Source organism: Seonamhaeicola sp. ML3, assembly GCF_023273855.1.
GTDB lineage: Bacteria > Bacteroidota > Bacteroidia > Flavobacteriales > Flavobacteriaceae > Seonamhaeicola.
Genome location: NZ_CP096884.1, coordinates 2,482,710 through 2,501,581, shown reverse-complemented (window position 1 = coordinate 2,501,581; position 18,872 = coordinate 2,482,710). Strand labels below are relative to the sequence as shown.

Sequence of the window (18,872 nt, the reverse complement as noted above, 5' to 3'; positions counted from 1 at the left end):
TAACCAAACTATTTTACAGCCTTTAAACTAAGGTCCATATTATGTACAGAATGCGTCAATGCTCCACAAGAAATATAATCTACACCACATTCGGCGTAATGTCTTATCGTAGCTTCGTTAATGTTACCAGAAGATTCCGTAAGACATTTATCCCCGATCATTGCCACTGCTTTTCTGGTGTCTTCGTAATCAAAATTATCAAGTAGTATACGGTAAACACCATCGTTTCTTAAAATCTCTTCTACTTCACTTAAATCTCTGGCCTCAACCATTATTTTCAAATCCTTTCCAGTCTCTTTTAAATACAACTTAGTAGTCTCTATAGCTTTGGTAATTCCGCCTGCAAAATCTATATGATTATCTTTTAGCATGATCATGTCATATAAAGCAAACCTGTGATTTTCACCACCACCTATTTTTACAGCCCACTTTTCGAGCACTCTAATACCAGGAGTGGTTTTTCGTGTGTCTAAAATTTGAGTATTAGTTCCTTTAATAAGATTTACAAAATGCCTTGTTTTTGTAGCAATGGCACTCATACGTTGCATGGAGTTGAGCACAGCTCTTTCAGCCTTAAGAATTGATTGTGATGGGCCTTCTATGTACATGACCACATCTCCAAATTTTACTTCAGTTCCATCTTCAATACGAACATCTAGCCTTAAATTCTTATCAACATAAGCAAAAATTTTCTTTGCGAAATTCACACCCCCAATAACACCTTTATCTTTAACTAAAATCTTTGCCTTACCTCTAGCATTCTCTGGAATACATGCCAATGAGCTATGGTCACCATCTCCAACATCTTCCCTTATGGCATTAGCAATTATAGTTCTAACTTCTTGATCAAACTGCTCCTGTGTTATCATATTTTTTGCTGGTTTGGCAACAAAAATAATAAATAGATTTACTTTTTTAAATTTTAGTTTTGCGAAATTTTTATTTTTTTTGATTTTTTATGCATATTCCATGATCAACAAATCTTATTTTTGATTTTATGACGATAAAACTTATAGCAATTGGTAAAACCGATAATAATGAATTACAAACACTTATAAACAACTATATCAAACGGTTAGGGTTTTATATCAAGTTTTCAATTGATATCATTCCAGATCTAAAAAAGTCCAAAAACCTAACAGAAGAACAGCAAAAGTACAAAGAAGGAGAATTAATCTTAAGTAAGACCAATAGTTCTGACACGATTGTCCTTTTAGATGAAAAAGGAAAGTTAATAAGCTCTATGGAATTTTCAACTTACCTACAAAAACACATGAACTCTGGTATAAAACAGTTAACATTTATAATTGGTGGTCCCTATGGCTTTTCTGATGAGGTTTACAAAAGAGCAAATGGAAAGTTATCCTTATCCAAAATGACATTTTCCCATCAAATGATTAGACTTTTTTTTATCGAGCAACTTTACAGAGGTTTTACTATCCTTAAAAACGAACCCTACCACCATCGATAATTAATTAACTTTTTTCAACAAAAAAAGCAGGCTAAAAAATTCTAGCCTGCTCTATAATCCTTGTAACTTTTTATTTAATGCGTAGTAAAAACTTGTTTACGTTTTTTTAACTGGCGTTCAAGATCCTTAATGGTTTCCCTTACAGCTACCTCAAAGTTGTGCTCATTAGAGGTTGCATAAATTCTTGGTCCAGGCAAGCTCAGCTCAATATTACATATTTTACCGGCCTCGTAATCTTTACCATCTTGTTTAAAATAAACCGATGCACTGATTAAAAATTCATATCTGCCAAACAATTTGTCTAACTTGTCTTTAGTGAAATCTGATAGTGTTTCACTAACATCTACATCTACATACTGAAAATTTACGGTCATAATGATTTTATTTTTAAAATTAAATCCAATGGTAATATACGATAATAGCTGTTATTATATTGTGATGAATATCATAAAAAAAACAAAAAAAAGCGACACCTAATATTCAATTACTATTGAGGTGTTACGATAGGTCTTTCCCTGTACCTTGTGTGTATTCTCAAAAAGCAACACCTCTTTGTAAGCTCTCGTAAAAGCGTTTCTAAAATACTCTAATTCCCCAGTTGAGGAAACATTATGGTGTACCTGATACTTTTTACCACCAACGCTCCCGTAAACCGAAACTTGGTATAAATGTTTAGAATCTTTCCCAAAATAATTTGCGCCATAGGTAATACGCTCTACCACAAACACCTTTTTCTTTTCATTTGGAGTTTTGTAATAAAAATTATCAAATTTAGATTTTAAAGGCGCCTGTCGTATGTTCTGCCCTTGTAAACTACAAACACTAAAAACTAGTATAGTAGTAATCATTAATATTTTTTTCATTTTATGTAAATTTTGTTATTGCTTTGTATCTTATAAAGCTAACTAAAAATATTAACACTATTACCCACTCCCGCTACAATGCACAAACTCGTATTCGCAACTAATAACGAAAATAAGCTCAAGGAAGTACAAGCATTAATGCCAGAACACATTAAACTTTTGAGTTTAAAGGATATTGACTGTTTTGAGGACATCCCCGAAACACAAGAAACCATAGAAGGTAACGCCAAACAAAAGGCAGAATATATTAAGACAAATTACGGGTACGATTGTTTTGCTGATGATACAGGGTTAGAAGTTGAAGCTTTGCAAGGAGCTCCGGGCGTTTATTCTGCGAGGTATGCAGGACCTCAACGTAGTGCCGAAGACAATATGGCTAAACTTCTAGAAGAATTGTCAGATAAAAACAGACGAAACGCTCAATTTAAAACAGTTATTGCGCTTAGTATCGGTTCAGAAATTCATTTTTTTACTGGTTTATGCCCAGGGATAATTACCCATGAAAAATTTGGTAACAAAGGGTTTGGTTACGATCCTATTTTTAAACCTAATGGATATGACCAAACTTTTGCCCAAATGGACTTAAGCCTAAAAAATGAAATTGGGCACCGAGGAAAAGCTACAGCTCAATTAATTGATTTTTTTAGTAATTAGACCTTACGTGTTGGCTATTTACATTGTTTATCTTACCTTTAATCTATGATGACAGCCCAGGAAATTGAAATAGAAAATGCAGCAATTACAAAAGCCTACAAAGAACTTTTAAAGGTAAGCTATACCACCTTAACAGAAGACGATAAAAAGCTAATAAGAAGCGCTTTTGAAGTGGCTATGGATGGGCACAAAGATCAACGCAGAAAATCTGGCGAAGCCTATATTTTTCATCCTCTTGCCGTTGCTAAAATCGTAGCTCAAGAAATAGGTTTAGACGGTACCTCGATTGCCGCTGCACTGTTACATGATGTTGTTGAAGATAGTCCAGACTATGAAATTGAAGATATAGAAGAGCGCTTCGGCAAAACCGTTGCCACAATAGTTGATGGACTCACAAAAATATCATCCTTAAGTAAGGAAAAAGACATGGATGTGTCTTTACAGGCCGAGAACTTTCGTAAAATGTTGCTCACCCTAAACGACGACGTTCGGGTAATCATCATTAAAATTGCTGACAGACTTCACAATATGCAAACCATGGATGCCATGCGTCCAGATAAGCAAGAAAAAATTGCTTCAGAGACCCTATACATCTATGCACCACTAGCACACCGAATTGGTCTTTACAATATTAAAACAGAACTCGAGGATTTAGGATTAAAATATATTGAACCCGAAGAGTACTCTGATATTTTAAGCAAAATTAAAGAGAGTAAAGAAGAACAAGACAAATACATAGAACAATTTAGTAGTGTAATTAAAAAGTCGCTGGATAAAGAGCTTTTCGATTACACTATAAAAGGAAGACCGAAATCTATTTTTTCGATACGAAAGAAAATGAGAAACCAAGGTGTTTCTTTCGATGAGGTTTATGACAAATTTGCAATCAGGATTATTTACAAAAGTGATGTTGAAAATGAAAAATTTTTCGCTTGGAAAATTTACTCAATAGTTACCGATCATTTTAGACCAAATCCAATAAGATTACGCGATTGGATTTCATCTCCAAAATCTACAGGTTACGAAGCGCTTCACATTACGGTAATGGGTCCCAAAGGCAGATGGGTAGAAGTTCAAATACGAAGTGAGCGCATGAATGAAATAGCCGAAAAAGGCTATGCCGCGCACTACAAATACAAACAAGGAAGCGAAAAAGAGGATAATCTAGACGCTTGGATTAACAGACTTCAAGAGGCTCTTGAAAACCCTGAGACCAATGCAGTAGATTTTGTTGAGCAATTCAAACTAAACCTATACTCTCAAGAAATATTTGTGTTTACTCCAAAAGGAGATTTAAAATCATTACCAAAAGGTGCCACAGCATTAGATTTTGCTTTTAGCATTCATACAGAGGTTGGTATGAAAACCCGAGGAGCTAAAGTTAATGGCAAATTAGTACCGTTAAGTCATGAGCTTAAAAGTGGGGATCAGGTTGATATCTTAACTTCTGAAACTGCTAAGCCTAATCCTAACTGGTTAGATTACACAACAACAGCTAGAGCTCGTAGCAAGATAAAATCGTCTTTACGTGAAGACAAAAAACAAATTGGTGAAGAAGGCAAAGAAATCTTAAGAAGAAAACTCAAGCAATTAAAAATTACGCTAAATGAAGCCTCTGTAAACGAGCTTGTAAATTATTTCAAACTAAAAACAAGTTTAGATTTGTTTTATCGTGTTGGTATTGGCACTATTGACAATACCATGCTGAAAAACTTTGCTGCCTCAAGAAGTAATGCCTTAATGAGTTTTATCAAAAGTAAAATCAAAAGAAAGGCTAATGTTAACCAAGAGGAAATTGAAAAAGAAGAGGTTACCGCAAACTACGATTCCATTGTTTTTGGTAAAGAAGAAGAAAAGTTAGACTATAAATTATCAAATTGTTGTAATCCAATTCCTGGAGATTCTGTATTTGGTTTTTTAACCGTTTCAGATGGCATCAAGGTTCATAAAAAAAGCTGTCCTAATGCAGTAAGCCTAAAATCAAATTATGCTTACAGAATCATGACAGCCAAATGGGTTGACTCATCGCAAACAGAGTTCTTGGCTAAGATTACTGTTTCTGGTATAGACCACATTGGTTTAGTAAATGAAATAACCCAAATTATTTCTTCCAATATGCATGTTAATATGAAGAGCCTTAATTTTGAGAGTCATGATGGTCTTTTCTCAGGAAAAATCAACCTTGTGGTTAAGAACAATACCATAATCAAAAAGTTAATTGAAAAGCTAAAAAAAATTAATGGTATAGATAAGGTTACTAGACTGTAAAAAAAGTGTAAATTTGCGACGCATTTATGAGTTCGAGCACAGAAAATAAAAACCAAGAAATAGTAAAAAACGTTTTTACCAGTTTTTTAGAGACCAAAGGTCACAGGAAAACACCAGAGCGCTACGCTATACTTCAAGAGATATACAACAATAATGATCATTTTGATATAGAATCCCTATATCTAAACATGAAAAACAAAAAGTATAGAGTTTCTCGTGCTACACTTTACAATACAATAGAATTACTTTTAGAATGTGGCTTGGTAAGAAAACATCAATTCGGACAAAACCAAGCACATTACGAAAAGTCTTATTTCGATAAGCAACACGATCATGTAATTTTAACCGATACAGGTGAAGTTATAGAGTTTTGCGACCCTAGAATTCAATCAATCAAAAAGACCATAGAAGAAGTTTTCGATATAGAAATCAATAATCACTCACTTTATTTTTACGGAAACAGAAAATCAACCAAATAATTATTATTTTTTACAATGGCAGTAGATTTACTACTAGGACTACAATGGGGAGACGAGGGCAAAGGTAAAATCGTTGACGTACTCACTAACAACTACAATATTATAGCTCGATTCCAAGGTGGACCAAATGCAGGACACACCCTGGTTTTTAATGGTAAAAAACATGTTTTACATACTATTCCCTCTGGTATATTCCATGATGATGCTACCAACCTAGTTGGTAATGGCGTAGTAATAGATCCTGTTATTTTTAAAGGCGAGTTAGATAAGCTTGCTGAACAGGACGTGGATTATAGAAAGTCCTTACTTATTTCGCGCAAAGCACATATTATCCTACCTACACACAGATTATTAGATGCAGCTAGCGAAGCATCTAAGGGTAAAGCTAAAATCGGTTCTACATTAAAAGGGATTGGCCCAACTTATATGGATAAAACCGGTAGAAATGGTATTAGAGTTGGTGATTTAGAGTTGTCTGATTGGAAAACACGCTACAGAACACTTGCAGACAAGCACGAATCCATGATTGCATTCTATGGCGTTGACTTAGAATACGATTTAGAAGCATTAGAAACTGAATTCTTTAAAGCTATTGAAGTTTTAAAATCTTTGACTTTTATTGATTCTGAAGAATACGTTTATCAAGCACAAAAAACAGGAAAAACCATTTTAGCCGAAGGTGCTCAAGGGTCACTTCTAGATATTGATTTTGGAACATATCCTTTTGTAACATCCAGTAATACTACAGCTGCAGGGGCTTGTACAGGTTTGGGTGTTGCTCCAAATCAAATTGGCGAAGTGTTTGGTATTTTTAAAGCCTATACTACCCGAGTAGGTTCTGGTCCATTTCCAACTGAACTATTCGATGAAGATGGTGAAACTATGGGACGCGTGGGACATGAATTTGGTGCAACAACAGGACGTAAAAGACGTTGTGGTTGGTTAGACCTTATCGCTCTTAAATATGCCTGTCAAGTAAATGGTGTTACCCAATTAAATATGATGAAAGCAGATGTACTTTCTGGTTTTAAAACCTTAAAAGTATGTACTGCCTACAAATACAAAGGAGAGGTCATTGACCACTTACCATATAACATAGAACCAGAGAATATCGAACCTATTTATACCGAAATTAATGGATGGGAAGCCGATTTAACAGAAATGAGCGATGCTTCTCAATTCCCAAAGGAATTAAATGACTATATCGACTTTTTGGAAAAAGCTCTAGAAATCCCTATTACCATAGTTTCTGTAGGACCTGATAGAAAACAGACTATTTTCAGAAAATAAAATAAATACTCAAGTATTTACAAAAACGCTTCAAAATAATTTGGAGCGTTTTTCGTTTATAACTCGTACATTATTTAGCACATATCATTATTTTTGCCACAAACATTTTCACTTTGAACAGATCACTTCTAATATTCTTGATCCTTATATTTGGTTTCATTTCAATCTCAAACGCACAAGAGAAAAAGAAAATAGAAATTGAATATTCTGGTTTCTTGAATAGAGATGAAAAATATCCTGGGGCCAATATTTTAACCAGAGACGATGCTCAACAGGTGCACATATCGCATGAGAATATAGACATGTGGTGCGATAGGGCCATCCATTACAGAACAGAAAATTTTATTGAGGCCTACGGTAACGTAAAAATGATACAAGCTGATACGATTAATATGACTTCAAATTATATTGAGTACAGCGGTATCACCCAACTCGCCTTTGCTAGTGGAAATGTAGCTTTGAAAGACCCCCAAACAACGATTTTGTCTGATACTATTTATTTCGACAGATTGAAACAAAAGGCTTTTTACAGAAGCAATGGTACTGTAGTAAAAGATTCTACAACAACCATTACCAGTAAAATTGGCATAAACTACATGCAAGAAAACAAATTTAAGTTTGTTGAAGATGTAGTATTAATCAATGATAGCTCTACCGTTAAGTCCAATTACTTTGATTATTATACCGAAACTGGACATGCCTACCTATTTGGCCCCTCTACTATTACGACTCCAGAGAGCAAAACGTATTGTGAAAAAGGCTTTTATGACACCGAAAATGATATAGGCTATGCTTTAAAAAAAGCACGTATCGATTATGATAATAGAATAATTGAAGGCGATAGTCTTTACTTTGACAACAACAAAAGTTTTGCCTCTGCCACAAATAATATCAAAGTAACAGATACTTTAAACCATAGTATCATCAAGGGGCATTATGCCGAAGTGTTTAAAGGTGCAGAAAAAGATTCGGTCTTCATAACCAAAAGAGCACTTGCGATTACAGTTCAAGAAAAAGATTCTGTGTATATGCATGCAGATAAAATTATGGTTACTGGTAAACCCGAAGATAGAATCGTTAGAGCGTACTACAACGCCAAAATCTATAAATCTGATTTAAGCGGAAAATCAGACTCCATACACTCTAACCAAAAAACGGGGCTTACCCAATTAATAAATTTAGATAAATTCGGAACTTCAGACCGGTTCTCTGCTGCGAGAAAACCGATTATGTGGAATTTGGAAAATCAAATGACGGGCGATACCATTCATCTTATTTCTAATCCTGATTCAGAAAAAATAGACTCCTTACTGGTATTTGAAAACGCATTTGTAATCAGTAAGGACACTGTAAGCGATAATGGTTTTAATCAGATTTATGGTATACGTTTAAAAGGTTTGTTTAACGATGAGAATGAACTTAAACAAGTAGACATAATCAAAAATGCTGAATCCATTTTTTACGTTAGAAACGACAAACAAGAACTAATAGGTATAGACAAGGCTAAATCGGGCAGTATATCTATTCTTTTTGATGAAGAAGGCCAAATTGAAGAATATACCAGATTAAACCAAGTAGATGGTGTATTACCCCCTGAATCGAAATTTGAAGAGCGTGATAAACGTTTGAGAGGTTTCGACTGGCGTGAAGAGGAACAGCTTAGAAGTGTTGAGGATTTATTTAAAGATGACCCGCCATTAGAGCTACCAACCATTAAAGGTCTTGAGGACTATGTTCCTCCTGAAAACTTTTTTGATGAAGACCTAATTGAACGTATTAAGCAAGCAGGTACTCATGCTTCCAAAAATATTGTTATCAATAACGTCTTACCAAAAGGAAATCCAAAAATAGCTAGAGTTAGATATAAACCAAATAATCAAAAATCTAGCGATTCATTTACAATTAAAATTAACGCACTGGTTAAAAAAAATGATGAATTTCAGTTGTTTTACCTTACTTCAGAAAATAATTCTTTCTCCGAAGAGCAATCATTAAGAAAAAAAGTCCCTAATAACAATAGATATCAAAATATTGAATTTGTAATACCTAAAAAGAAACTACCTACTGGATTAAGAATTGATTTTGGGAATAATAGAGAACAAAACACCATTAAAATCACCTCTGTGACTATGAGTTTCAATAACAAAGAATTATTGATTCCTGAAAATTTGATTCCTAATTATTTTAAATCTAACGAGTATATAAATTTTAATCCAAAATTAACAGAATTCAAACTTCAAACTTTAAATAAGAATAGTAAGTTGACTTATGACCCATTTTTCATCTCTAATCAAAATCTTAACGAATTATTAAAAAAATTAAATCACTAATTTATATATTAAAAGAAAGGTAGATAGTATTTTTAAACGTGTTAACTGACTTCCTCAAATACCAAGCTCAAACCACACCGCACCCACTAGCGATGCAAATTTCGCATGCGAAAGGTTCTTTTATTTTCGATAGTGATGAAAAAGCGTATTTAGATTTTGTTGCAGGAGTATCGGCCTGTCCTCTTGGTCACAACCACCATGAAGTCATTAACGCCATCAAGGAACAACTTGATAAATACATGCACGTTATGGTTTATGGGGAGTATATTCAAAAACCAGCAGTGGAACTTACAAAGTTACTTGCTGAAAACCTACCCAAACCACTCGAAAAAACATATCTAACCAACTCTGGAACAGAGGCTATTGAAGGTGCTCTTAAACTAGCAAAACGTGCAACCGGGCGCAGCGAAATCATTGCTGCTCATAGTGCTTATCATGGTAACACTATGGGGTCTATGAGCGTTATGGGTTACGAAGAACGAAAGCAAGCGTTTAGACCATTATTACCAGATATTAGATTCATTAGCTTTAATTACGAAAAAGATTTAGAACAAATCACCACAAAAACAGCCTGTATTATTTTAGAAACCATTCAGGGTGGTGCCGGTTTTATTGAACCAAAAGACGATTATTTACAGAAGGTAAGGTCAAGATGCGACAAAGTAGGAGCGCTTTTAATTCTGGATGAAATCCAGCCAGGAATCGGTCGTACAGGCAAACTATTTGGATTTGAAAACTATAATTGTATTCCAGACATTTTGGTTACTGGAAAAGCTCTAGGAGGCGGCATGCCAATTGGAGCGTTCACTGCATCTGGTCAACTCATGGACCTATTAAAAGACAACCCAAAGCTTGGTCACATAACGACGTTTGGCGGACACCCTGTCATTGCTGCCTCTGCATTAGCTACACTAAAAGAAATTACCACAAGTAGTTTAATATCTGATACATTAGAAAAAGAAAAACTCTTCAGAAAACTATTAGTTCATCCACTTATAAAAGAGGTAAGAGGTAAAGGCTTAATGCTAGCCATTTTAACCGATTCTGCAGAAATAACAAATCAACTAATTTTAAAATCCCAAGATAGAGGTTTAATACTTTTTTGGTTACTTTTCGAACCTCGTGCCATACGAATCACCCCTCCTTTAACAATCTCAAAAGAAGAAATAAGCAAAGGGTGCTCTATCATAATCGAGGTCCTTGATGAAATTCAACAAAGACTCTAGAACCTTAACACTCTCAATTTCAGAATACTTATCACAAATCTTTAAAACACCTTTATCTGTTCATTACTTTGTTAAAAACATTTATCGTTTCTAGCAAATTGAACCTATTAGAAGTTTAAATTTATTGAGGTAGAACCTTACAGCAGTGCCTATGGAGTTTAGTCCTAACGACAACCAAAACTTACCTCTATCCAAATTTGAATCAATGTTAAAAACAAATCATGTTTTATTTTTTGATTCTGAAGAATTTGAAAACATCATTCACCACTATCTAAACCAAGGGAAAATTGCTCTTGCAAAGAAAGCAATTAAACTGGGGCTAGATCAACACCCTACATCAATCAATCTTAAACTTTTCAAGGTCGAGGTTTATGTTTTTGAGGATAAGTTGCTTGAAGCAGATAGTCTAATAAACGAACTCCATGTCCTAGACCCAACAAATGAAGAAATCTACATCCAGAAAGCTAACTTATTATCGAAACAGGATAAACACCAAAAAGCTATTGATGTTCTCAAAAAAGCCTTAGAGCTTACTGATGATGTCATTGATATTTTTTCTCTCATAGGCATGGAATACCTATTTCTAGACGAATATGAAGAGGCAAAAGTTTACTTCATGAAATGTCTAGAAGCAGACTTACAAGACTATGCCTCTCTTTATAATGTGATATACTGCTTTGAATTCCTTAACCAAAATGAAGATGCCATTTCGTATCTAAATGTATTCTTGGATAAAAACCCCTATTGCGAAGTTGCTTGGCATCAACTCGGTAAGCAATATATGGTTTTAAAAAAGTATGAAAAAGCCCTGGCAGCTTACGAGTTCGCTATTATTTCTGATGATACGTTTGTCGGGGCATACATAGAAAAGGGAAAGGTGCTTGAAAAACTAAAACGTTATAACGACGCTATAGAAAGTTACAGCATTACATTAAAGTTAGATGAACCAACATCTTTCGCACTACTTAGAATTGGATCGTGTTATGAAAAATTAGATAATGATGAATTAGCGGTACAATATTATTACAAAACAGTACACGAAGACCCGTTATTGGATAAGGGATGGATTGCGATAACTAAATTTTACAATAAAAATAAAAACTACCAAAAGGCATTATACTACATTAACAAAGCATTAAATATAGATTCTGAAAATGTAGCTTATTGGAAATTATATTCTCAGATAAACCTTCGATTGAATTTGTATTTAGAAGCTGAACAAGGCTTTAAAAAAACCCTAGAACTAGGTAACTACGAATTAAGTACATGGTTATCTATATGTGATGTACTAATTAGGCTTGGCGATCCCAAAGCGGCTATTCTAAGCCTAGAGGAGGCCTCAGAATTTTATCCTGAAAATGCAGAGATAGAATTCCGGATGGCTGGCTTATGCTTTTTCATTAACGAAAACCAAAAAGGAACATTTCATTTAAAAAATGGCCTCAAATATAATGAAGATTACGCCTTTATTCTTGAAGAGCTATTTCCTAAGGTAGCCAATAAAGTGCTTGTGAAAAACTTATTAAAACAAAACTTATAGCTTAAATCCTTTATTTTATTTGCATACCTTTGATTTTCATAAAAAATCGATTCGATGCAAAGACGTTTTAAAGATTATCTTATACTATCTTTTAAAGGCATGGCTATGGGAGCAGCCGATGTAGTTCCCGGAGTATCTGGTGGTACCATTGCGTTCATATCCGGTATTTACGAAGAGTTAATAAGTTCCTTAAATAACATCAACTTTTCGTTGTTTAAAACTTTAAAACAAAACGGCTTAAAGTCAGCTTGGAATCAATTAAATGGCAATTTTTTATCAGCACTTTTAATAGGCATAGGTATTAGTGTACTTTCTCTAGCAAAAGGGTTGTCTTGGCTTCTAGAAAACCATCCTATATTACTTTGGTCTTTCTTTTTTGGTTTAGTCTTGGCAAGTATCATTTTTATAGGAAAACAAATTAATAAATGGAGCCTTGCCGTAATTTTAGGAGGCTTAATTGGAGCAGTAGTTGCATATTATATTACTACAATTCCGTCTTTAGGCACTTCTAATTCAAGTACATGGTTTTTATTCCTCTCTGGAGCGTTAGCCATTTGCGCAATGATTTTACCGGGAATTTCAGGAGCGTTTATTCTTGTATTGTTAGGAGCCTACCAACCAGTTCTCGATGCGTTAAATAACAAAGACTTAAAAACAATTTTAGTAGTTGGCCTAGGTGCCATAGTAGGTTTATTATCATTTTCCAAACTTTTAAAATGGCTATTTAACAACTATCGCAATGTTACCCTAGCGGTACTTACAGGTTTTATATTGGGTTCTCTAAACAAGATTTGGCCTTGGAAAAAAGTTCTATCTTTTAGAACAAACTCTAAAGGCGAAGAAGTGCCTTTCTTAGAGCAAAGTATTTCTCCTTTTAGTTTTGAAGGGGACAATCAGCTTATTTTAGCTATTATTTTAATAATCATTGGATTCGCTACTATTTTCATATTAGAAAAGTTAGGCTCTAAAAAACAATAATGCAAAGTAAACGAACACTTTCAGATAGTTTTTTTTTGGTCTTGAAAGGACTAGCCATGGGAGCTGCCAACAAAGTCCCTGGTGTATCTGGTGGTGTAGTAGCCTTTGTTGCTGGTTTCTACGAAGAGTTTATTTATTCTCTTCAAAAGTTTAACACCAAGGCATTTAAACTTTTAATCAATGGACGATTTAATAGTTTTTTTAAATACGTAAATGGTAGGTTTATAAGTCTACTGTTTTTTGGAATGATAGTGAGTTATTTCAGTGTTTCGAAGCTACTGGATTATCTTATTGTTCATTATGAATTATACGTGTGGAGTGTTTTCTTTGGAATGATAATAGGCTCCATATATTACATCAGTAAAGACTTTCAAGGCTGGTGTACAAAAGCATTTCTTTCACTTTTTATTGGAATAGCAATTGGTATAAGCATAAGTTTTTTGGACCCTGCCAAAGAAAACGATAACTTATTGTTTGTTTTCTTTTGTGGTATTATAAGTGTTTCTGGCATGACACTTCCTGGGTTTTCAGGCTCTTTTATCCTAATCCTACTCGGGAATTATGTGTTGCTATTAGTAGACTCTGTAAATGCACTATACGATTCAATTTTTAGTATTTTATCAGCAGATTTTTCTTTCCTAGACAATCCAGAACGTATACGTATGCTTAAGGTTCTTGCGGTGTTTACAATTGGATCTTTGGTTGGCCTAGTCTCATTCTCGCATATTCTAAACTATGTATTAAAACGATATAGAAACACAACACTTTCGTTGTTAATGGGTTTTATTATAGGCTCACTTGGTGTTGTTTGGCCCTGGAAAAAAACAATGTTTAAAACAGACCATATTGGTAATTTAGTAACAGACTCTACTGGAGAAAAAATCATAGAAAACTACCAACGCTACTGGCCTTCAGCAAATCAAGAAACTTTTGTAGCTATTGCTTTCATTGTTTTCGGAATTTTAATAGTATTGGGCCTAGAATGGTATGGACAAAAAACAAGAAAGATAAGATGAACAAATTAGGACTGCTAGGAAAAAATATATCATATTCATTTTCTAGGTCGTACTTCAAAGAAAAATTTGAAAAAGAAGGCATTACGAATACAACCTATGTTAATTTCGATATAGAATCTATAGACCTCTTCCCTTCCATCTTAAAAAATACTGAAGGTTTAAAAGGTATGAATGTCACGATTCCCTACAAACAAGATGTTATTCCTTATTTAGACAAACTCAATAAAAAAGCTAAAGAAATTGGTGCTGTAAACACCATCAAGATAACCAAAAAAGGTAAGTTGATAGGTTATAATACAGATTGCTATGGCTTTAAAAAATCTCTAAAACCTTATTTAAAATCACACCACAAGAAAGCGCTTATTTTAGGCACAGGTGGTGCAAGTAAAGCGATTGCCTATGCTCTTAAAGAACTCGACATTACCTTTAAGTATGTCTCAAGAAACATGACTGATGGTATAAGTTTCACCTATGATACTTTAACAGAAGACGTTATTAAAGAAAATCCTATCATTATAAACTGTACGCCTCTGGGTACTTTCCCCAACATAGAAAACCACCCCAATATCCCCTACAACGGCATAACGAACAAACATATATTGTTCGATCTCATTTACAATCCTGAGGAAACCACTTTCTTAAAAAAAGGAAAATCGAACGGGGCGGTTATAATCAACGGACTTAAAATGCTACAACTCCAAGCAGAAAAGGCTTGGTCTATTTGGGATTTATAGTACGCAAGCCCAAATAAACGTTAAATCCGCTGCCTATTCTTTGTAAATCACTTTAGTTGTTAGTATCTTTAATCTCTAAACTGATTTTGAACTTTAACATTTTTTAGAATGTCTGACAATAATAAACTGCATGATGCAGCGGGAGCCGAAGAAAATAATTTAAGCCATTCACCCCAAGACGACACCGATTTATCTGCAAAAAAATCTTCAGAAAATGAAGCTGTGCAAGACACTGATGAGTCTTCTGAAAATCCCTCGATAGAAAACGAGAACGTTCAGGAAGCAGTAGTTACTACTTCAGAATCAAAAGAAGAGGCAGAAGGAGCATCTGAGCCTGCAGAAGTCGATGATGAAGTGATTAATGAAATAGAAGAATCTAATGCCGAAGATGCTGAAGATGAAGGTAACAAAGAAAGGCACACTATAGCGGTTAAGGACTATGATACCATGTCGTTGGAAGCCTTAGCCATCGAACTTGAAAAACTTGTAAATAAAGAAAAAGTTCAGGCTATAAGATCTCATGTAGACAAAATCAACAATGTATTTAAGACGAAGTTTCAGGCTCTTATCGATGAGAAGAAAGAAGAGTTCATCAACGATGGTGGTCATGAAATAGATTTTTACTACTCCTCGCCCGTACAAAAAAGATACAAAGCCGCCTATAGAGACTACAGGAAGACACTTAACGACCATTATCAAAACATTGAAAAAAATCTGAAAGATAACTTAGCTCAAAAGCTAGATATTATCGAAGAACTAAAAGGTTTAATTAATGTAGAGGAAAATATCAACACCACTTACAAGCACTTTAAGGAACTTCAAGAACGCTGGAGAAGTATTGGCCCTATTCCAAGAGATAAATACAACAATGCATGGAACAGCTACCATCACCATGTAGAGATGTTCTATGACTTTTTGCATTTAAATAGGGACTTACGCGATTTAGATTTCAAGCATAATCTAGAAAAGAAGTTAAAAATTATCGAGCGTGCCGAAGAATTGGCTAAAGACGATAACGTTATGCGAGCGTTTAGGGAATTACAAGAGCTCCATAAAATGTGGAAAGAAGAGTTAGGCCCAGTTGGTAAAGAACATCGTGAAGAGATTTGGGAAAAGTTCAAGGCTGCTACAAAAACCATAAACGATAAGCGTCAGTTATACTTTAAAGAAATAGATAAGGTTTACGAAAAGAACCTCGAAAAAAAGCTCGAAATTATTGCAAATATTGATTCCATAACATCGCAACAAAGTGCAAATACTCATAATGCTTGGCAAAAGAAAATAAAAGAAATTGAAAGTTTAAGAAACGATTTCTTTAATGCCGGTAAGGTACCCATCAAAGTAAATGAAAGTACTTGGGCTAAATTTAAGGAGTCTGTTAGAACATTTAACAGAAAGAAAAATGCCTTCTATAAAGACCTAAAAAAAGAACAATACACCAATCTTCAAAAGAAATTGGATTTAATAAAAATTGCAGAAGACAACAAAGACAGTGAGGATTACGATACGGTAACGCCTTTGATGAAAAAAATCCAGAGTGATTGGAAAAAAATCGGTCACGTTCCCAGAAAGGACAGCGATAAAATATGGAAACAGTTTAAAACAGCTTGTAATTATTATTTTGATAGATTACATGCCAATAGGAATGCAGCTAGCAAAGAAACTCTAGAAGCCTTCAGTAAAAAGAACGACCTTTTAAGCGCCTTAAAAAGTTTAGAACTAAAGGGAAGCAAAGAAGAAAACATCAAAACTGTTAAGGACCAAATTACCCAATGGAAATCTATTGGTAGAGTTCCTAATGATAAACGATATATTGAAGGGAAATTTGAAAAGGCCGTAGATGAATTACTTTCCAGCCTCAACATGGATAAAAATGAGGTGGAGATGATTAAGTTTGAAAATAAACTGGATACCTTAAACAATCCTGAAGATACTAGAAACTTGGATAACGAACGCAACTTTATCCGCAAGAAGATTGACGAAGTAAAAAGCAAAATCAATCAGTTGGAGAACAATTTACAGTTCTTTACCAATGTAGATGAAAGTAATCCTTTAGTAAAAGATGTTCGCAAAAACATAAAGACTCACGAAGAGTCGTTACAACTCTGGAAAAGTAAACTTCAAAAAATTAAAGAGCTTTATTAAGCTCTTTTTTTTTGCGTCATTCAGAGCGCAGCGAAGATTTCTCTTAACCTTCATTTTGTCTTTGATACACTGCTTAAGATTAAAACTTTGAATTGTCATGCTGAACTTGTTTCAGCATCTCACAACGGATATGATGAGACCCTGAAACGAGTTCATAATGACGAAACACAACAAATAGACCGTCATTGTGAGGAACTTAGTGACGTAACAATCTCTTCGTCTCAGGAACCATCCAAAAAACTGTCTATTCATTAAATAGGTTCTTACGCTCGTACCTCGCTCAGAATGACTTTATAGTTGTTTAGCCTCATCCCAAAAGACATCCATTTCGGCAAGGGTCATATCTTTTAGGTTTTTGTTTAAAGACTTGGCTTTTTCTTCTAGATATTGAAAACGCTTTGTGAATTTCTTATTAGTGCGTTCTAAGGCATTTTCTGGATTAATATTTAGGAAACGGGCATAGTTTACCATAGAAAACATTACATCTCCAAATTCGCTTTCCATGGCTTCTTGATTGCCTGCTTTAATTTCATCTTGAAATTCAGAAAGTTCTTCCTGAACCTTTTCCCAAACCTGTTCTGGTTGTTCCCAATCGAAACCTACACCAGCCACTTTTTCTTGTATTCTGTTGGCTTTTACCAAAGCTGGTAAACTTCTTGGAACCCCTTCCAGCACACTTTTTTTGCCCTCTTTAAGTTTTAGATTTTCCCAGTTACGTTTTACGTCGTCTTCATTATTTACTTCTACGTCGCCGTAAATATGCGGATGTCTACTAATAAGTTTTTCGCAGATTTCATTACAGACATCGGCGATATCAAAATCCTTGGTTTCACTGCCAATTTTAGAGTAGAATACAATATGAAGCAACACGTCTCCCAACTCCTTTTTAACCTCTTCTAAATCGTTGTCCAGAATGGCATCACCTAACTCATAGGTTTCTTCAATAGTAAGGTGGCGCAGGGTTTCCATGGTTTGTTTTTTATCCCACGGACATTGCTCACGCAACTCATCCATAATGGTTAACAATCTATCAAAAGCATTCAACTGGTCTTGTCTGGAGTTCATTTTTGAAGTTTTTGTAAAAATACAATTTTGGCACTCTAGAATTGGAATTAATTTATTCTAAATATAACTTACTTATAAACTGAAGACGTCCTTTATGTTTACTTGATTTTGTAATATTTTTCAACTACCTTCGTTTAACGCTGGATATGAGACATTAAAACGTCGCATATCCGTTAAACCGTTAAACGAACCATTCCAAAAACAAAATAGTTTTAGATTAAAAACTTTATCTAGTAAACAAGTGCGTTAGGGATTGCCACAGTAAATTAGAAATTTACTTCGCAATGATGTTTTATAAAGATTTAGCTCTTTGGCTTCGCTTAGTATAAACTTCAAATCCACCCAACTAATAAAATTGAGATGCTGAAACGAGTTCAGCATGGCAAATGTAATTTTATAAATCTAATTACCTGGCAGTGAATTTGTTTGTAACAAATTAGTAAGTTTAGCTACTTATATACTAAAACAGGTTTAACTAAAAAGAAAAGACATGATAATTCACAAAGGAACACTAATTGTAGGCGCATTAATCGGTGCCAGCTTGGGTGTGTTGTTAGCACCCGAAAAAGGGAAAGTAACCAGAGCTAAGATTAAAAAGGAAAGTAAGAACATAAAAGACCAAATCACCGAAGATTTTAAAGAGGTAAAAGACGACGTTTCTAAAGCCGCCCAATCTGGTAAAGAAAAATTTAAGGAGGATTTTAAAGATTTCAGGTCTAAAGCCAGTCATAAAACCGAGCAGGCCATTACGTTTTTAGAAAAGCAATTGGCTATTCTAAAGGAGAAGAATAAAACGTATCAGCAAGGTTAAAC

18 protein-coding genes are annotated in these 18,872 nt (G+C 34.4%); 14 read left to right on the top strand and 4 right to left on the bottom strand.

What is annotated here, in order from left to right:
- Positions 1 to 8: 8 nt before the first annotated feature.
- Positions 9 to 869 carry a carboxylating nicotinate-nucleotide diphosphorylase gene (gene nadC, locus M0214_RS10855; protein WP_248722584.1) on the bottom strand — a complete coding sequence of 287 codons (861 nt, stop codon included), beginning with the start codon at positions 867 to 869 and terminating at the stop codon, positions 9 to 11.
- Positions 870 to 997: 128 nt separating this feature from the next.
- Between nadC and rlmH the strand changes: the two genes are divergently transcribed.
- The gene (gene rlmH / locus M0214_RS10850) at positions 998 to 1,471 is read left to right on the top strand and encodes a 23S rRNA (pseudouridine(1915)-N(3))-methyltransferase RlmH (RefSeq protein WP_248722583.1); all 474 of its coding nucleotides are present in this window, start codon (positions 998 to 1,000) and stop codon (positions 1,469 to 1,471) included.
- Positions 1,472 to 1,545: 74 nt separating this feature from the next.
- Here the strand turns inward: rlmH and M0214_RS10845 are convergent, their stop codons facing one another.
- Positions 1,546 to 1,845, bottom strand: coding sequence for an HPF/RaiA family ribosome-associated protein (locus tag M0214_RS10845; protein ID WP_248722582.1), 300 nt, complete (start codon positions 1,843 to 1,845; stop codon positions 1,546 to 1,548).
- A gap of 99 nt (positions 1,846 to 1,944) precedes the next feature.
- Positions 1,945 to 2,334 (bottom strand): hypothetical protein, encoded by a 390-nt coding sequence (locus M0214_RS10840; RefSeq protein ID WP_248722581.1) that lies wholly within the window; start codon positions 2,332 to 2,334, stop codon positions 1,945 to 1,947.
- A gap of 78 nt (positions 2,335 to 2,412) precedes the next feature.
- On the opposite strand from M0214_RS10840, the gene M0214_RS10835 reads away from it, so the two are divergent.
- The 12 genes from M0214_RS10835 (at position 2,413) to M0214_RS10780 (ending at position 17,249) form a co-directional block, all read left to right on the top strand.
- On the top strand, positions 2,413 to 2,988 hold the full coding sequence (locus M0214_RS10835; protein WP_248722580.1) for a non-canonical purine NTP diphosphatase: 576 nt from the start codon (positions 2,413 to 2,415) through the stop codon (positions 2,986 to 2,988).
- Positions 2,989 to 3,036: 48 nt separating this feature from the next.
- Complete coding sequence (locus M0214_RS10830; protein WP_248724954.1) at positions 3,037 to 5,256, top strand: bifunctional (p)ppGpp synthetase/guanosine-3',5'-bis(diphosphate) 3'-pyrophosphohydrolase; 2,220 nt, start codon at positions 3,037 to 3,039, stop codon at positions 5,254 to 5,256.
- A gap of 26 nt (positions 5,257 to 5,282) precedes the next feature.
- Positions 5,283 to 5,735 carry a Fur family transcriptional regulator gene (locus tag M0214_RS10825; protein ID WP_248722579.1) on the top strand — a complete coding sequence of 151 codons (453 nt, stop codon included), beginning with the start codon at positions 5,283 to 5,285 and terminating at the stop codon, positions 5,733 to 5,735.
- Between the two features lie 15 nt (positions 5,736 to 5,750).
- A complete protein-coding gene (locus M0214_RS10820) occupies positions 5,751 to 7,025 on the top strand; it encodes an adenylosuccinate synthase (RefSeq protein ID WP_248722578.1) in 1,275 nt (424 codons plus the stop codon).
- 113 nt (positions 7,026 to 7,138) lie between these two features.
- Positions 7,139 to 9,355 (top strand): OstA-like protein, encoded by a 2,217-nt coding sequence (locus M0214_RS10815; RefSeq protein WP_248722577.1) that lies wholly within the window; start codon positions 7,139 to 7,141, stop codon positions 9,353 to 9,355.
- A gap of 38 nt (positions 9,356 to 9,393) precedes the next feature.
- Positions 9,394 to 10,581: an aspartate aminotransferase family protein gene (locus M0214_RS10810; protein WP_248722576.1), complete on the top strand. Its 1,188-nt coding sequence runs from the start codon at positions 9,394 to 9,396 to the stop codon at positions 10,579 to 10,581.
- Between the two features lie 151 nt (positions 10,582 to 10,732).
- Positions 10,733 to 12,121, top strand: a complete 1,389-nt coding sequence (locus M0214_RS10805) for a tetratricopeptide repeat protein (protein ID WP_248722575.1) — start codon at positions 10,733 to 10,735, stop codon at positions 12,119 to 12,121.
- 54 nt (positions 12,122 to 12,175) lie between these two features.
- The gene (locus M0214_RS10800) at positions 12,176 to 13,099 is read left to right on the top strand and encodes a DUF368 domain-containing protein (protein ID WP_248722574.1); all 924 of its coding nucleotides are present in this window, start codon (positions 12,176 to 12,178) and stop codon (positions 13,097 to 13,099) included.
- Positions 13,099 to 14,115: a DUF368 domain-containing protein gene (locus M0214_RS10795; RefSeq protein ID WP_248722573.1), complete on the top strand. Its 1,017-nt coding sequence runs from the start codon at positions 13,099 to 13,101 to the stop codon at positions 14,113 to 14,115. Before M0214_RS10800 ends, M0214_RS10795 begins: the two co-directional genes overlap by 1 nt.
- Positions 14,112 to 14,849: a shikimate dehydrogenase gene (locus M0214_RS10790; protein ID WP_248722572.1), complete on the top strand. Its 738-nt coding sequence runs from the start codon at positions 14,112 to 14,114 to the stop codon at positions 14,847 to 14,849. Before M0214_RS10795 ends, M0214_RS10790 begins: the two co-directional genes overlap by 4 nt.
- Positions 14,850 to 14,957: 108 nt before the next feature.
- A complete protein-coding gene (locus tag M0214_RS10785; RefSeq protein ID WP_248722571.1) occupies positions 14,958 to 16,994 on the top strand; it encodes a DUF349 domain-containing protein in 2,037 nt (678 codons plus the stop codon).
- Between the two features lie 87 nt (positions 16,995 to 17,081).
- Positions 17,082 to 17,249 (top strand): hypothetical protein, encoded by a 168-nt coding sequence (locus M0214_RS10780; RefSeq protein WP_248722570.1) that lies wholly within the window; start codon positions 17,082 to 17,084, stop codon positions 17,247 to 17,249.
- A 36-nt stretch (positions 17,250 to 17,285) separates the two neighbouring features.
- On the opposite strand, the gene mazG is transcribed toward M0214_RS10780, so the two are convergent.
- Positions 17,286 to 18,059: a nucleoside triphosphate pyrophosphohydrolase gene (gene mazG / locus M0214_RS10775; RefSeq protein WP_248722569.1), complete on the bottom strand. Its 774-nt coding sequence runs from the start codon at positions 18,057 to 18,059 to the stop codon at positions 17,286 to 17,288.
- A 490-nt stretch (positions 18,060 to 18,549) separates the two neighbouring features.
- On the opposite strand from mazG, the gene M0214_RS10770 reads away from it, so the two are divergent.
- Positions 18,550 to 18,870 carry a YtxH domain-containing protein gene (locus tag M0214_RS10770; RefSeq protein WP_248722568.1) on the top strand — a complete coding sequence of 107 codons (321 nt, stop codon included), beginning with the start codon at positions 18,550 to 18,552 and terminating at the stop codon, positions 18,868 to 18,870.
- Positions 18,871 to 18,872: the final 2 nt, after the last annotated feature.

Coding starts and splice junctions, on each gene's coding strand:
- nadC (WP_248722584.1), bottom strand. CDS start 869: ATGATAACACAGGAGCAGTTTGATCAAGAAGTTAGAACTATAATTGCT.
- rlmH (WP_248722583.1), top strand. CDS start 998: ATGACGATAAAACTTATAGCAATTGGTAAAACCGATAATAATGAATTA.
- M0214_RS10845 (WP_248722582.1), bottom strand. CDS start 1,845: ATGACCGTAAATTTTCAGTATGTAGATGTAGATGTTAGTGAAACACTA.
- M0214_RS10840 (WP_248722581.1), bottom strand. CDS start 2,334: ATGAAAAAAATATTAATGATTACTACTATACTAGTTTTTAGTGTTTGT.
- M0214_RS10835 (WP_248722580.1), top strand. CDS start 2,413: ATGCACAAACTCGTATTCGCAACTAATAACGAAAATAAGCTCAAGGAA.
- M0214_RS10830 (WP_248724954.1), top strand. CDS start 3,037: ATGACAGCCCAGGAAATTGAAATAGAAAATGCAGCAATTACAAAAGCC.
- M0214_RS10825 (WP_248722579.1), top strand. CDS start 5,283: ATGAGTTCGAGCACAGAAAATAAAAACCAAGAAATAGTAAAAAACGTT.
- M0214_RS10820 (WP_248722578.1), top strand. CDS start 5,751: ATGGCAGTAGATTTACTACTAGGACTACAATGGGGAGACGAGGGCAAA.
- M0214_RS10805 (WP_248722575.1), top strand. CDS start 10,733: ATGGAGTTTAGTCCTAACGACAACCAAAACTTACCTCTATCCAAATTT.
- M0214_RS10800 (WP_248722574.1), top strand. CDS start 12,176: ATGCAAAGACGTTTTAAAGATTATCTTATACTATCTTTTAAAGGCATG.
- M0214_RS10795 (WP_248722573.1), top strand. CDS start 13,099: ATGCAAAGTAAACGAACACTTTCAGATAGTTTTTTTTTGGTCTTGAAA.
- M0214_RS10790 (WP_248722572.1), top strand. CDS start 14,112: ATGAACAAATTAGGACTGCTAGGAAAAAATATATCATATTCATTTTCT.
- M0214_RS10785 (WP_248722571.1), top strand. CDS start 14,958: ATGTCTGACAATAATAAACTGCATGATGCAGCGGGAGCCGAAGAAAAT.
- mazG (WP_248722569.1), bottom strand. CDS start 18,059: ATGAACTCCAGACAAGACCAGTTGAATGCTTTTGATAGATTGTTAACC.
- M0214_RS10770 (WP_248722568.1), top strand. CDS start 18,550: ATGATAATTCACAAAGGAACACTAATTGTAGGCGCATTAATCGGTGCC.